This is a genomic window from Desulforudis sp. DRI-14, from assembly GCF_052618305.1.
Map to the genome: position 1 here is coordinate 1 of NZ_JBQXEZ010000020.1, position 13,076 is coordinate 13,076.

A 13,076-nucleotide genomic window follows, 5' to 3' on the forward strand; every position below is an offset into this window, starting at 1 on the left:
CCCCCTATGATGAAGCTCTATTCCTGGCAGCCAAGGAGCGGCACGCCTTACGGGCAGCCTAATCAGGGTTATTAAAATTTAGGTATTGACATAGAAGGTCCAGTGCTACTTTAAGGTGCGTTCCACGCCGATGTCCTCCAGGACCTCGACGGAGGCGCGCACGCGGACGAGTTCTTCCGGCCTGCCCGTCTTGATAATCTCCACCTTTTGGTTCAGGATCTTGTACTCTTTGGGCAGCTGGCTCCTGATGGCCTCCAGGACCTCATTGCGGGCGGTTTCAAAGGCCTCCTCCCGGGAACGCGAGCGTTTGTAAGGCTTTATTTCTCTGAAAGTCGTGGATACTACTTCGACGGGGACGACTAAATTCCTCCACCCCGGGAGGCGCCGCACGGTCACCGTGCGTTCGTAGTCCTTGTAGGGGGGGTTGGGCGATCCCTTAATATTTATTTGCCGCCGACCGATTTTAATGCTCCAGGCTTGGGCAACCCGTCCCGTCGCCTGCATCCCTTCCTCGACCAGGGCCATCTCGCCGTACTCCTCGTACCATACCCGCGCCCGCACGATGCCCTTGGCCCGAACGTATCTCGGCTCCCGCGGAAGCACCGCCCCGTCCTCATCAACGGCTTCGGCGGGCCAGATTTCCCCGGAGATCAGCACCTCCCCGGGCAAAACGGTCTGGCCATCCTTAACCACGGCCTGCCCCTTGAGCACAAGCACGTCCTCGACCAGACCGGCCTTCCCGGCGACGATGTCGGAGCGCCCGGGAGCAATCTCCACCGCCGGAAGCTTCTTTTCGGCCACCGAAATGATGGCCTTTGTCCCATGCAGGCGTACGCCAACCCATGAAAGCCTGGGTATGCGTTCCAGGATGCCGTCTTCGACCGCCGAGTTTTCAAAAGACCACTTGGCCGTGCCCCTGTAAATGCCCGCCTCACGGGCGGCCCGGAGGATTTCTTCCCGGGGCACCGACTTGTTGCCCTCTACGTCGATAAACCAGACAAACGAAGATAACAGGTACAGTCCGCTGACAAAAACGACTACGCCGATGAGCAGCGGTTTGCGCTTCAAGACATTGGAGAGGGCGAAAGGCAGGCCCTTTTTTTCGGTGATGTGGAACCGGCTGCTTGTCCGCCGGGCAATATGCCTTAACGGCTTGACGGCGCTCAGCGTGGTCCGTACGACCAGCGTGTCCTCGTCGAGCCGTTTGACGTCCCAGAAATGGATGCCGCGGGTGGTGGCCATGTTGATGAACTTCTCCAGGGTCCGGCCCTTGACCACCATCGTGACCTGTCCGAACAGGTAGGCCAGGATGCGCAGGATGAACATTTTCTTTTTCCTCCAATTAGAGAAACTCCACTGACCGGATATGCCCGTCCACGCAGATTTCATCGGGGAGAATGTTGCGGATGGCAAGGTCGGCGCCGTTTACAGCCACTTCGCCGGAGCCCACGATGACCCTGACCCGCTCAGGGGTGTACTCCACGATGCCCCTGTGGTTCTCGATAAACACCTGGACGTTGCCCACCAGGACGATCTTGGGCAGGTTAAGGGCCACGTCGCCCGGGATCTCCAGGATGTCGGCGATTGAACGGCGAACAATCCTTCCTACATCACGCCAGGCCATAACAAAACCCTCCCCACATAAATCTATGCGAGGAGGGTGTCCCAAAATTTATGGAAAAATATTTAAGCCCGGCTCTCCACCGGGCTTTTTCTTATCTTCTCTATCTATCTTGTCTAGAACTTCTTCTTGCGCTTGCGCGCCGCCTCAGACTTCTTCTTACGCCTTACGCTGGGCTTCTCATAATGCTCGTGCTTTCTCGCTTCAGCAAAAACACCTGCGCGCTGGCACGTGCGTTTAAAGCGGCGAAGAGCGCTGTCAAGGCTTTCGTTCTTGCCGACTTTGACTTCTGCCAACCCTGTTCCCCCCCTCCACCTAACCGCGTCTCGGGACAACACTTCTGAGAGTATAGCATTTGGGAATACAAAAGTCAACGAAAACCACCGGCTGAAGCCGGAGGGCACTGGGCATTGAGCGCTGTGCACTGAGAACATGCCATCCCATAGCTCAATGCTCAATGCTCATCGCTTTTTTAGCCGGGGGGCCAGCCCAACTCGCGCCCCGCCAACAGGTGGTAGTGTACGTGAAAAACCACCTGTCCGGCCCCCTCCAGGCAGTTGGCCACGAGCCGGAAGCCTTTTTGGTCGAGGCCCAGCCGGCGGGCGACTTCAGCGGCAGCCAGGTGGAGTCGGCTGATCGTCTCGGCATCCTCGACCGTCAGATCAAAGAGGGTGGGGATATGTTTTTTGGGTATCAGGAGGACGTGCACAGGCGCCTGAGGATGGATGTCATTAAAAGCAATGACGTGCTCATCCTCGTAGACGACCTTGGCCGGGATCTCTTTGCGCACGATCTTGCAAAAGATACAGTCCTGCATTTGAACCACCTCCTTTTACCCGATATCCGAAATTAGTCTATTAGACATTTGGGCTGGGGAATCCTGCTCTTTTATAGATTATCCCCCAGCAAAACGCCGTCGATGACCGACTTCACGCTAACCTGTTCCAGGCGCCCCAAAGCGTCCGGGGAACCCCGGAAACGGGCGCGCAGGTAATTGCCGGTATAGCCCTCCAGCACGCCGTCCCGGTGTTCCTCCGCCAGGACACTCACGGTTTTGCCGACGTAGCGGCAGGCGAACCGATCTTTCAGGAACTCGCCGAGTTCGAGCATGGCCTTGCTCCGGCTTTCCTTGACCTTTGCCGGGACTTGATCCGGGTAGGCGGCGGCGGGAGTGCCCTTGCGCGGCGAAAACTTGAAGACGTGCAGCCCGCTGAAGTCCATACGCCGGACGAAGTCCAGGCTTTCCCGAAAATGCGCGTCGCTTTCGCCGGGAAACCCGACCATGACATCGGTGGTGATGCCGACCTCCGGGATTTTAGACCGGATGTGGTTGACCAGCAGCGCGAATTCCCTGGTGGAGTAACGGCGTCCCATGCGGTGGAGGATGTGGTTGGAACCGCTCTGGAGGGGGATGTGCAGGTGCGGGCAGGCCACCGGCGAGGAAGCGATGGCCTCGACGAGCGCGGGACTGATGTCCAGAGGCTCGATGGAACTCAGCCGCAGGCGCAGCAGGCCGGGAACCCGGGAAAGGCTCGTCACGAGCTCGGCCAGCTTGGGCGCGTCGGGCAGATCCAGCCCGTAGGCCCCGAGGTGAGTCCCCGTCAGGACCAGTTCCACGTAGCCGTTGCGGACCAGACGCTCGGCCTCCTCGATGACGGCGGCTGACGGGCGGGAGCGCAAGGGGCCCCTGGCATAGGGCACGATACAGTAAGTGCAAAAATCGCGGCATCCCTCCTGCACCTTTATATATGCCCTGGCCCGCCCCTGTGTGCGGCTGATCGGCAACTCCTCAAACGCCGGCGCCTCGTCGAGGCCCGCGATGCACTTAACGGTCTTGCCGCGCTCCAGTGTCCGGTCGACGAACTCGGCCAGCCGTTCCCGCCCGCGCGTGCCGACGATCAGATCGACGTCGCCGATGCCGGCTATCTCGTCGGGGGCGACCTGGGCGTAGCAGCCGGTGACCACGACCAGCGCCTCGGGGTTGGCCCGCCGTGCCCGCCTGATCACCTGCCTGGACTTCCTGTCCCCGATGTGGGTGACCGTGCAGGTGTTGATGACGTAAACGTCCGCCTTTTCTTCAAAGGAGACGAGGGCGTAGCCCAGGCGCTCGAACTGTTCCGACAGGGCCTGCGTTTCATACTGGTTGACCTTGCAACCCAGAGTGGCAAAAGCCACGGTCTTGAGCAAACCTATGCACCTACTTGATTGGTAGTCAGTAGTAAGTAGTCGGAGGGGACTTTCTTGGCTACTTACCTTGCGGCATACGACTTACAACCACGAATGCTCGAATCGGCGTAGCCGATTCCTTTCCTCTGTTTCCTACTACTTACTACTTATTACTTACTACTGCTGAATCCGTAAGGATTCAGTATTACCCCAGGTCCCCCAACTCATATAAGACAAGGGCAGCGGCAATCAGGCCGGCGGTTTCGGTGCGCAGGACGCGCGGGCCCAAGGTGACGCAGAAAGCTCCAGCGTCGGCCGCCATGCGGGCTTCCTCGGCGCTGAAACCGCCCTCGGGCCCGATAAAAAGAAAGATTTGACCCGCCGGGCGGATGTTCTGTCGCAGGACGTCCCTGAGGCGCCGCTCTTTTTCTTCTTCCCAGAAGAACAGAACCGTATCCTCAGGCCCGGCGAGCTTCAGGCTCGCCGCCAGACCGAGCGGCTGCTCGACAGCTGGGACACGCAGCCGGCCGCACTGCTCGGCGGCCTCCACGGCGATCTTTCGCCACCGCTCCAACCGCTTTTCGACCTTCGCTGCTTCCAGGCGCACGACGGCCCGTTCGGAGGCCAAGGGCACGATCCGCGAGATCCCCACTTCGGTGGCCTTCTGGATGACCAGGTCCATCTTGTCGCCCTTGGCCAGCCCCTGGACCAGGGTGATCTTAAGGAGCGGCTCCCCCTGTCCTTCGACCTGCTCGAGAATGGCCAGCCGGACCTCGCCGGGCGCGGCGCCGGCAATGCGGGACCTGAAAAGCCTCCCGTCCTCGTCCAGGACCAGGACCTCGGCGCCAGGGCCGAGACGCAGCACGCGCATCAGGTGAGCGGCGTCCTTGCCCAGGAGAATCGCTTCGGCAGGGCCGGTCCAATCGTTACGGGCGATAAGTATCCGCGGTACTCTCATTCTTTCACCCCCGCAAGGGCAACCCAATCTCCGGAGCGGAGCTCTTCGAGCTTGCGCAGGCCCGCGTGGCTGAAGGCTTCTTCGACCATCCGCTGTTTGGCATGATGAACGCCGCCGGTAATAAACAGGCCCCCCTTGTGGAGGCGGAAACAGACCTGGGGCGCCATGAACGATACGACCTCAGCCACGATGTTGGCCGTCACGACGTCGGCCTTGCCGCGCGTCGCGTCCAACAGGTGCCCTTCGCTCACCCGGACGCGGCCGGCCACGCCGTTTCTTTCCACGTTCTCGCGGGCCACCCTGACGGCTATCGGATCGTTGTCGACGGCCCACACCTCTTTCGCCCCGAGCTTGGCCGCCACAATCGCCAGGATGCCGGTGCCCGTCCCGACGTCGAACACCCGCTGGCCGTCGCGCACGTGCCGTTCCAGGAGTTCCATGCACGCGGCGGTGGTGGGGTGGGTTCCGCAGCCGAAAGCCAGACCGGGTTCCATATCAATGACGACGTCGCCCGGCAACGCCGCATACTCCTCCCAAGGGGGCCTGACGACGAGCCTTTCGCCGACCCGGAACGGCTTGTAAGACCGGCGCCAATACGTCAGCCAGTCCTCGTCGTCAACGACGGCGACCCGGACCCGGGCGGAGGGCCCCAAAACAGCAGCGACCCGGTGCCGGAGCAAGGATAATTTCTTATCCGCCCCCGCCTCGTCGGGCAGGTAGCCTTTGACCACCGCCCGAGAAGGCGCAGAAGCGGGGTTTTCGATCGAAACCCCGCTCCCGATATCGAAGAAAAGGTGATTCACCGATTCGATTTTATCCGCAGGCAGCTCAAGGGTGATTTCGAGCCAGTTCAAGACAGGTTGCTCCTTTTGTTCAGCCGGTAAAGGCATCTTTTACTTTTTCGAAAAAGCTTTTCTCCCCCTGCGGGCTGACCTTCTGCCCGCTGAGCCTGGCGAACTCCAGCAGCAGCTGCTTCTGCTTGTCGCTCAGCCCGGTGGGCGTCACAACCCGTACGCGGACGTGCTGGTCGCCCCTGCCCCGGCCGTTCAGGGAGGGGATGCCCCGCCCGCGCAGGCGGAAGACCGTCCCCGTCTGCGTTCCCTCGGGGATCTTGATCCGTGTATCCCCGTCCAGGGTGGGCACCTCGATCTCGTCGCCGAGGGCGGCCTGCACAAAACTGATTTCCTGTTCCATGATCACGTTGTTGTTTTCGTCACGCTTAAAAACGGGGTCCGGCCGTACGCTGAAGAAGATATACAGGTCGCCCGGCGGACCGCCCCGCTCACCGGCCTCGCCCTCGCCGTTCAAGCGCAGGCGCAGGTCGCTGTCCACCCCCGCCGGAACCTTCACCTTAATGGCGCGCGTCCGGCGCACCTGGCCCGCGCCGCGGCACTCCGGACACGGGGTCTCGATAACCAAACCCGTACCCCCGCAGACATTGCATGTGCGGGTCTGCATAAACCGCCCGAAGGCCGTCTGCGTGGTATAGGTCACCTGGCCGCGCCCCTTGCACTGGAGACAGGTCCGCGGGTGCGTCCCGGGCGCGGCGCCCGTACCCTCGCACTTCGGGCAGGTCTCGGTGCGCGGGACCTCGATCTCCTTCTCGGTGCCGAAGGCCGCCTCCCGGAAGGAAATCTCCATATCGTAGCGCAGGTCGCGCCCCTTCCGGGGCCCGCTCCGGCGCGACTGGCCGCCCCCGAAGAAGAGGTCGAAGATGTCCCCGAAGCCGAAGTCGCGCGGGTCGATGTTGGAGAAATCGAAGCCCTGCCCCTGGGGCCCGGCGTGGCCGAAACGGTCGTACTGGGTGCGGCGATCCGGGTCATTCAAAACGGCGTAGGCCTCGGCGATCTCCTTGAACCTGGCCTCGGCGTCCGGGTCATCCTTGTTGGCATCGGGATGATACTTCCGGGCCAGCTTGCGGTAGGCTTTTTTTATCTCTTCCGGCGAGGCGTTCCGGTCGACCCCCAGGACCTCGTAGTAGTCACGTTTGCTCAATTTCTCTCACCCAGATAATTAATAAGCCGCAGGGGAGCTTCGCTCCCCTGTGGCAGCATTCAGCGCTAGGCATTAAGTGACGCTTAATGCTTAAAGCTGTATCTATAGGCCTGCAATACAGGCCTACAAGATACATGTTATTTCACTTCAAAGTCCGCGTCCACAGTTTTGTCGCCGGGGTTATCCTGCCCGCCGGCGGTTGAGCCTTCTTTCGCCTGCTGCTCGGCCTGGGCCTTCTGGTACATCGCCGTCGACAGTTCGTAGAGCGGCTTGGTGAGCGCCTCGCTCTTGCTGTTGATGAGCGAAATGTCTTCGCCCTTCAGGGCCTCGCGCAACTCGGCGGCGGCCTTCTCCACGGCCTCGATCTGCGCCAGGTCGGCCTTGTCCTTGAACTCCTTCACGGTCTTGTCGGCCTGGTAAAGGAGGCTGTCGGCCTGGTTTTTGGTCTCGATCAGCTCCTTGCGCTTGCGGTCTTCCTCGGCGTATTTCTCGGCATCCTTGACCATGCGCTCGATTTCCTGCTCGCTTAGGCCCGTCGACCCGGTGATCGTAATACTTTGGGCCTTGCCGGTGCCCAGGTCCTTGGCCGACACGTTGACGATGCCGTTCACGTCGATGTCGAACTTGACCTCGATCTGCGGCACGCCGCGCGGCGCGGGCGGGATGTCCCCCAGCACGAAGCGTCCCAGGGTCTTGTTGTGGGCCGCCATCGGGCGCTCGCCCTGCAGGACGTGGATCTCTACGGACGGCTGGTTGTCGGTCGCCGTGGTGAAGATCTGGCTCTTGGACGTCGGAATGGTCGTGTTGCGCTCGATGATCTTGGTGAAGACCCCGCCAAGGGTCTCGATGCCCAGGGAGAGCGGCGTGACGTCGAGCAAGACGATGTCCTTGATCTCGCCCGAGAGGACGGCGCCCTGGATGGCCGCGCCGATGGCCACGCACTCGTCCGGGTTGATACCCTTGTGCGGCTCTTTGCCGAAGAACTTCCGGACGGCCTCCTGCACGGCGGGCATGCGGGTGGCGCCGCCCACCAGCAGGATCTTGTCGATGTCCTCAGGCTTGAGACCGGCGTCGGCCATGGCCTGCCGCGTCGGCCCCATCGTCATCTCGATGAGGTCGGCCGTGAGTTCCTCGAACTTAGCCCGCGTCAAATTCATGTCGAGGTGCTTGGGCCCGTTAGCATCGGCGGTGATAAAGGGCAGGTTAATGTTGGTGGTGACCACCGTCGAAAGCTCGATCTTGGCCTTCTCGGCCGCCTCCTTGATGCGCTGCATTGCCATCTTGTCGTTACGCAGGTCGATGCCCGTTTCTTTCTTGAACTCACCGGTCAGCCAGTCCATGATCCCCTGGTCGAAGTCGTCGCCGCCCAGGCGGTTATTGCCGCTGGTGGCCTTGACCTCGAAGACGCCGTCGCCGAGTTCCAGGATGGAGACGTCGAACGTGCCGCCGCCGAGGTCGAAGACGAGGATGGTCTGGTCCTCTTCCTTATCGAGACCGTAGGCCAGGGCCGCCGCAGTCGGCTCGTTGATGATGCGCAGGACGTCGAGGCCGGCGATCCTGCCCGCGTCTTTGGTGGCCTGGCGCTGGGCGTCGCTGAAGTAAGCGGGCACGGTGATCACGGCCTTCTCGATCTTCGTCCCCAGGTAGGCCTCGGCGTCCGCCTTCAGCTTGGCGAGGATCATCGCCGAGATTTCCTGAGGGGTGTATTCTTTGCCGTCGATGTTGACCTTGTGATTGGTGCCCATATGCCGTTTGATCGAAGTGATCGTGCGCTCGGGATTGGAGACGGCCTGGCGCTTGGCAACCTGCCCGACTAGGCGCTCCCCGGTCTTGGAAAAACCAACCACGGAAGGAGTCGTCCGCCCTCCCTCGGCATTCGGGATGACCGTAACCTCTCCGCCTTCCATTATCGCCATACAGGAGTTGGTTGTGCCCAGGTCGATACCGATAACCTTTGAGCTCACGGTTGATTACCTCCTCGCAAAATTGTTCTTTGATACTTTGACCATCGCCGGGCGGATGACCTTGCCCTTTAACTTGTAGCCTTTCCGCAACTCTGCAACGACGGTGTTTTCCGGTTCCCCGCTCCCGAAGTCCTGTTCCACAGCTTCATGCTCCGCGGGATCAAACTCTTTCCCCAATGAATCTATCGGCTCAAGGCCCATCTGGACCAGGGCGTCCTCTAACTGCCTCTTGATCATTTCTACCCCCTTGCGAAGGCTTTGTACGTCCTCACCCGGGGCCTCCAACGCTCGGCTGAAGTTGTCGAGGACGGGGAGCAGGCTTTTAACGGTATCCTCAACCGCCTGGCGGAACCATTCCTCCTTCTCCTTCCTGGTCCGCCGCCGGTAATTGTCGAAGTCCGCCTGGAGCCTGAGCATCCGCTCGTAGTATTCCTCGGCGCGCAGTTTCTCCTCGTTGAGGCGCTCCTCGCATCCGGCTTCTTCGCGTCCGGCTTCTTCCTGTTCCGCTTCCGGCTGCGCCGCTAGAGCCTGTTCCGATTTGTCCAGGGTTTTCTCCCGGTCGTTACGCATCGTTCTTCAACCCCTTACCGTCACTGTTCTCCTCTCGCTTCTTAATGATCGTATCGATACGGAGGATGGCCTCGGCCACTTCCCCCGCCGCCTTCAGCGCGTAAATCTTCACGTCGGCCGGGTCTACGACGCCGCCAGCCAGCATGTCTGCGACGGCTCCCGTGTCACAGTCGATCGCCAGGGCGCGGTTGCCCGTTTCGGCCTGGGCGGCGACCACGTCGCCGATCTTCTCCAGCGGGTTGAAACCGGCGTTGGCGACGATCTGGGCCATCGGGCGTTTCAGGGCTTCGACCACGCACTCCACCCCGTAGGCGGCCATCCCGCGCACGCTGCTCTTGAGGCGCTCGACCTCCCGCGCCGTCCAGAGTTCCAGCGACCCGCCGCCGGGCACGACGCCGCCCCTCACCGCCGCCTGCACCGCTCCGGCGGCGTCCTTGGCGATGCGCTCGCGTTCCCCGACGACCTCCTTGGTGGCCGCACCCACCAGCACGGTGGCCATCGGCTTGCCCTTCCCGCCGCGGATGCAGACCTGAGCGAGCTTTTCGTCGTTGAATACGTGCCGGGCCTTGCCCAGGAACCTCGCCAGTTCCTCGGAAGCCTTCTTCAGCCCCGTGCGCTTGATCATCCGCGCGCCGGTATGCTCGGCCGCCTTGTGCAGTTCTTTGTGCAGGACCCTCTGCACGACCATTATCCCGGCGTCGGTCAGGATTTCTTCCGCCTCGGGCGCGACCGAGCGGTCCACGAGGATCAGGCCGACGCCGAGGTCCACCATCTTCTTCAGGTTATCCCGAAACTGCTGCTGCAGTTCCAGGTAGCGGGCAAACCCGGCCTCGGTGGACAGGGCCTCTTCGTCGACCTCTTCCGGCTCGAGGGCGTCGTCCACGACGAGGACCTTGACGTTTTTCTTTTCCAAAGGCATCTGCCTGTTCAGGCGCTCCTTGCTGATGACCACGCCCAGGAAGACCTCGTTTCTGGCGTTCTCCTGGGCCATCACGGTGTCAGCCAGCTTGAAATGAGGGTCTTTCAGCTTGGCTATGCCGACCAGCCTGGCGGCCTCGACGACAAGGTCGGCGATGTCCTCGTGCTCACGCCCGGCGACGAGGGCCACCTGGCGGATACGCGGGTCGTCGAGGTCAGCCACTGGTTCGGCGGCCTGGCGCATAATTTCCGCCGCCGCCTTCAGCCCCACGCGCATGCCCTCGATCACCTTGGCCACGGGTACGCCTTTCACGACGAGTTCAACGCCGGTCGCCACCAGCTGCCCGGCCATGACCGTGGCCGTCGTCGTCCCGTCCCCCACTTCCTCTTCCTGGGCCCTGGCGATGTTGATCAGCAAACGGGCCGCCGGGTGGTTGGCCTCCATCCGCGTAAGGATGGTCACACCGTCGTTGGTGATCACGACGTCGCCGAACCGGTCGACAAGCATCGTGTCAAGCCCCTTGGGACCGAGTGTCCCCTCCACCGCCGCGGCGATGGCGCGGATGGCGTTGGCGTTGGTCATAAGGGCCCCGAGCCGCTCGTCGACCTCCGAACCCTGGCTGGCTTGCTGCTTAAGCGTCAAACTGAATCCTCCTTTGTTGAGTCGTTACTTTTCGGCGTATATGCCGACTGCTTAGGAGCCTTCATCTATGGGTATTGGGTGTCGGGTACAGCCTACGATCAGCCACTTAGGTTACTTACTTCGGTAAAGCTTATTTAGCACGGTAGATAGATTTTCGGTCAGGTACTCGATCACCGCCACGACCTTGGCGTAGTCCATCCGCGTCGGGCCGAGCACGGCCAGCGAACCGCTGGGCTGGCCGTCGACCACATAGCGTGATGACACGATACTGCAGTCCCGGACGTCCTCCTGCTTGATTTCCTCTCCGATGCGCACACTCAGCTTCCCGCCGCAATCTCCGCCGAGAAGCTCGTAACAGAAATTCTCCTGTTCCAGGAGGCTCATCAGAGTCTTGACCCTCTCCACGTTGCTGAACTCGGGCTGGCTCAACATGTTGACCAGTCCGCCCAAATAGATTCTTTCCTCTTTTTTCTTTTCGCTTTCCTGGAGCAGGTCCAAAACCATGTTGACGAGGCTCTTGTGTTTGATGAGTTCGGCGTACAGCTCGCGCATCAGCGTCTTTTTGATGTCGGTGGTATGGCAGCCCTTGATCTTGGCGTTGAAAACCTCGGATATCGTCTTGAGATCCTCGTCGCCGATGTTCTCGGGAATCGCCAGCGTCCTGTGCCTGACCTTTCCCGGCTCCAGGACCACCAGCAGCATGGCCTTGCCGGGAGCGAGGCGTACCAGCTGGACGTAGCGGATTTCGCCGGCGCCCTCGGGGGCCGACACAACCAGGGACGTGTACGCCGTCAGCTGCGACAGGATGTTCCCGGTAAGCTTGATAACCTGGGTGATCCCGTCCACCTTGGCCTGGTAGCTCGCCCGGATCATGTGCTTCTCCTCGTTCGAAAGGGCAGCGGGCTGCATCAGGTGGTCCACGTAGTACCTGTAACCCTTCTGCGACGGGATGCGGCCCGCGGAAGTATGCGGCTGTTCGAGATAACCCTGCTCTTCGAGGTCGGCCATCTCGTTCCGAATGGTGGCGGGGCTGACCCCCATCTGATACTTCCTGGCAATGGTGCGGGAACCTACGGGTTCTGCCGTGGCGATGTAATCCTGGACGATCGCCGACAGAATCTTTTGTTTCCTCTCATCCATGGCCTTAGCTCCCTTTCTTTATTAGCACTCTCCCTCAGTGAGTGCTAACACTCGTGAATAAGATAGCACCCTTCCCTTTATTTGTCAAGATGAACAAAGGGATGCCTTGCCTCGCTGATCTATAGTATATACAAGGAAAACGCGGCTCTTTACGCAAGCCGCGTTTTCATTTCCTGGTCGGCAGCCAACCGGTGCCAGGCACTTACTGCCCAACCGGTGCCAGGCACTTAAGTTTTTAAGTTATTGTCTTTTCCACAAGTCGAAAACCGCATTAGCGGTAAGACCGATGTTCTCCCCGATTTCCTTCAGCGTATACTTCTGTTCTAATGCGAACTCGATATAGCGTCTCTTGTAGGGGGTAAGGTGTCTCCTGCGTGAGCCGGCCTTAATTTGTTGATAGTCGTCAGGACTTGCACCGATATCCATCAGAATAGCGTCCAGCGGCTTCCTTTCCGCTACCTCGGTCCTCGGTCGAACCGTCATTGAGAAGCTCTCCTCCCCTATGACGTCCTGGTCCTCATAATCGGTGTCGTCCTCTTGGGCCATTAGCTCTTGATACTTTTCTAACGCTTTCAATCGATCATCCGCCAGGCAATCCAGGACCATATCAATGTCGACCGGCCAACCCTGTTGCCGGCGATAATAGTTGTCACTGCTGTACGCGTAGTCGGTTGTGGTATCCGATACCCCCGCCGCCACGGGATTACGGTGAATGTACCTGAGTACGGCGAGGAGGTAGCGTTCGTCCTGGATCAGGATCGCCTTGTACCGTCCCTGAAAAACATGTCCCGACCGCTGGTACTTCAAGTTGAAGTGCCGGGCGAAGTTGCCGTTGATCCTGTGCATGATCTTGCTTAAGGGTTTACGCTCTGTCTTTAACAGAAGATGATAGTGATTGCCCATCACCACGTACCCGAAAAGTCTAAACCCCAGCCCCCTTCTGCACTCGTCGATTTGCTTAAGAAGATATGCTTTATCGCTATCGTCCGCAAAGATGTACTCTTGGTTATTTCCCCTCTGAATAACGTGGTATATGGCCCCCTCGTACTCGATCCTCGGTCTCCTGCCCATAAGCAAACCTCCCACTTAATCGTAGCAGGA

General features: G+C 60.4%; 13 protein-coding genes. All 13 read right to left on the minus strand.

All coding sequences use genetic code 11. From position 1 onward, the window contains the following. Window positions 1-105: 105 nt before the first annotated feature. Window positions 106-1,326, minus strand: coding sequence for a sporulation protein YqfD (yqfD, locus tag ACUM6F_RS10200; protein WP_445349161.1), 1,221 nt, complete (start codon window positions 1,324-1,326; stop codon window positions 106-108). Window positions 1,327-1,342: 16 nt separating this feature from the next. After that, on the minus strand, window positions 1,343-1,624 hold the full coding sequence (gene yqfC, locus ACUM6F_RS10205) for a sporulation protein YqfC (RefSeq protein ID WP_425620965.1): 282 nt from the start codon (window positions 1,622-1,624) through the stop codon (window positions 1,343-1,345). A gap of 113 nt (window positions 1,625-1,737) precedes the next feature. Continuing rightward, window positions 1,738-1,917 carry a 30S ribosomal protein S21 gene (gene rpsU / locus ACUM6F_RS10210; protein WP_425620964.1) on the minus strand — a complete coding sequence of 60 codons (180 nt, stop codon included), beginning with the start codon at window positions 1,915-1,917 and terminating at the stop codon, window positions 1,738-1,740. 176 nt (window positions 1,918-2,093) lie between these two features. Further along, window positions 2,094-2,438: a histidine triad nucleotide-binding protein gene (locus ACUM6F_RS10215; RefSeq protein ID WP_445349162.1), complete on the minus strand. Its 345-nt coding sequence runs from the start codon at window positions 2,436-2,438 to the stop codon at window positions 2,094-2,096. 71 nt (window positions 2,439-2,509) lie between these two features. Further along, window positions 2,510-3,808, minus strand: a complete 1,299-nt coding sequence (gene mtaB, locus ACUM6F_RS10220) for a tRNA (N(6)-L-threonylcarbamoyladenosine(37)-C(2))-methylthiotransferase MtaB (RefSeq protein ID WP_445349163.1) — start codon at window positions 3,806-3,808, stop codon at window positions 2,510-2,512. A gap of 184 nt (window positions 3,809-3,992) precedes the next feature. Further along, complete coding sequence (locus tag ACUM6F_RS10225; protein WP_445349164.1) at window positions 3,993-4,745, minus strand: 16S rRNA (uracil(1498)-N(3))-methyltransferase; 753 nt, start codon at window positions 4,743-4,745, stop codon at window positions 3,993-3,995. Then, window positions 4,742-5,599, minus strand: coding sequence for a 50S ribosomal protein L11 methyltransferase (prmA, locus tag ACUM6F_RS10230; RefSeq protein WP_445349165.1), 858 nt, complete (start codon window positions 5,597-5,599; stop codon window positions 4,742-4,744). Before prmA ends, ACUM6F_RS10225 begins: the two co-directional genes overlap by 4 nt. Before the next feature lie 19 nt (window positions 5,600-5,618). Then, on the minus strand, window positions 5,619-6,740 hold the full coding sequence (gene dnaJ / locus ACUM6F_RS10235; protein ID WP_425620959.1) for a molecular chaperone DnaJ: 1,122 nt from the start codon (window positions 6,738-6,740) through the stop codon (window positions 5,619-5,621). Between the two features lie 137 nt (window positions 6,741-6,877). Beyond that, window positions 6,878-8,656: a molecular chaperone DnaK gene (dnaK, locus tag ACUM6F_RS10240; protein WP_445349181.1), complete on the minus strand. Its 1,779-nt coding sequence runs from the start codon at window positions 8,654-8,656 to the stop codon at window positions 6,878-6,880. 54 nt (window positions 8,657-8,710) lie between these two features. Next, window positions 8,711-9,274, minus strand: coding sequence for a nucleotide exchange factor GrpE (grpE, locus tag ACUM6F_RS10245; RefSeq protein ID WP_445349166.1), 564 nt, complete (start codon window positions 9,272-9,274; stop codon window positions 8,711-8,713). After that, on the minus strand, window positions 9,267-10,835 hold the full coding sequence (locus tag ACUM6F_RS10250; protein ID WP_445349167.1) for a TCP-1/cpn60 chaperonin family protein: 1,569 nt from the start codon (window positions 10,833-10,835) through the stop codon (window positions 9,267-9,269). Before ACUM6F_RS10250 ends, grpE begins: the two co-directional genes overlap by 8 nt. Window positions 10,836-10,946: 111 nt before the next feature. Next, on the minus strand, window positions 10,947-11,975 hold the full coding sequence (gene hrcA / locus ACUM6F_RS10255) for a heat-inducible transcriptional repressor HrcA (RefSeq protein ID WP_445349168.1): 1,029 nt from the start codon (window positions 11,973-11,975) through the stop codon (window positions 10,947-10,949). Window positions 11,976-12,215: 240 nt separating this feature from the next. After that, on the minus strand, window positions 12,216-13,046 hold the full coding sequence (locus tag ACUM6F_RS10260) for an REP-associated tyrosine transposase (protein ID WP_445349169.1): 831 nt from the start codon (window positions 13,044-13,046) through the stop codon (window positions 12,216-12,218). Window positions 13,047-13,076 lie beyond the last annotated feature (30 nt).

Bases quoted from the DNA above. Each gene is read 5' to 3' on its own strand.
- yqfD (WP_445349161.1), bottom strand. From the start codon at position 1,326: ATGTTCATCCTGCGCATCCTGGCCTACCTGTTCGGACAGGTCACGATG.
- yqfC (WP_425620965.1), bottom strand. From the start codon at position 1,624: ATGGCCTGGCGTGATGTAGGAAGGATTGTTCGCCGTTCAATCGCCGAC.
- ACUM6F_RS10215 (WP_445349162.1), bottom strand. From the start codon at position 2,438: ATGCAGGACTGTATCTTTTGCAAGATCGTGCGCAAAGAGATCCCGGCC.
- ACUM6F_RS10225 (WP_445349164.1), bottom strand. From the start codon at position 4,745: ATGAGAGTACCGCGGATACTTATCGCCCGTAACGATTGGACCGGCCCT.
- dnaK (WP_445349181.1), bottom strand. From the start codon at position 8,656: ATGGCGATAATGGAAGGCGGAGAGGTTACGGTCATCCCGAATGCCGAG.
- grpE (WP_445349166.1), bottom strand. From the start codon at position 9,274: ATGCGTAACGACCGGGAGAAAACCCTGGACAAATCGGAACAGGCTCTA.
- hrcA (WP_445349168.1), bottom strand. From the start codon at position 11,975: ATGGATGAGAGGAAACAAAAGATTCTGTCGGCGATCGTCCAGGATTAC.
- ACUM6F_RS10260 (WP_445349169.1), bottom strand. From the start codon at position 13,046: ATGGGCAGGAGACCGAGGATCGAGTACGAGGGGGCCATATACCACGTT.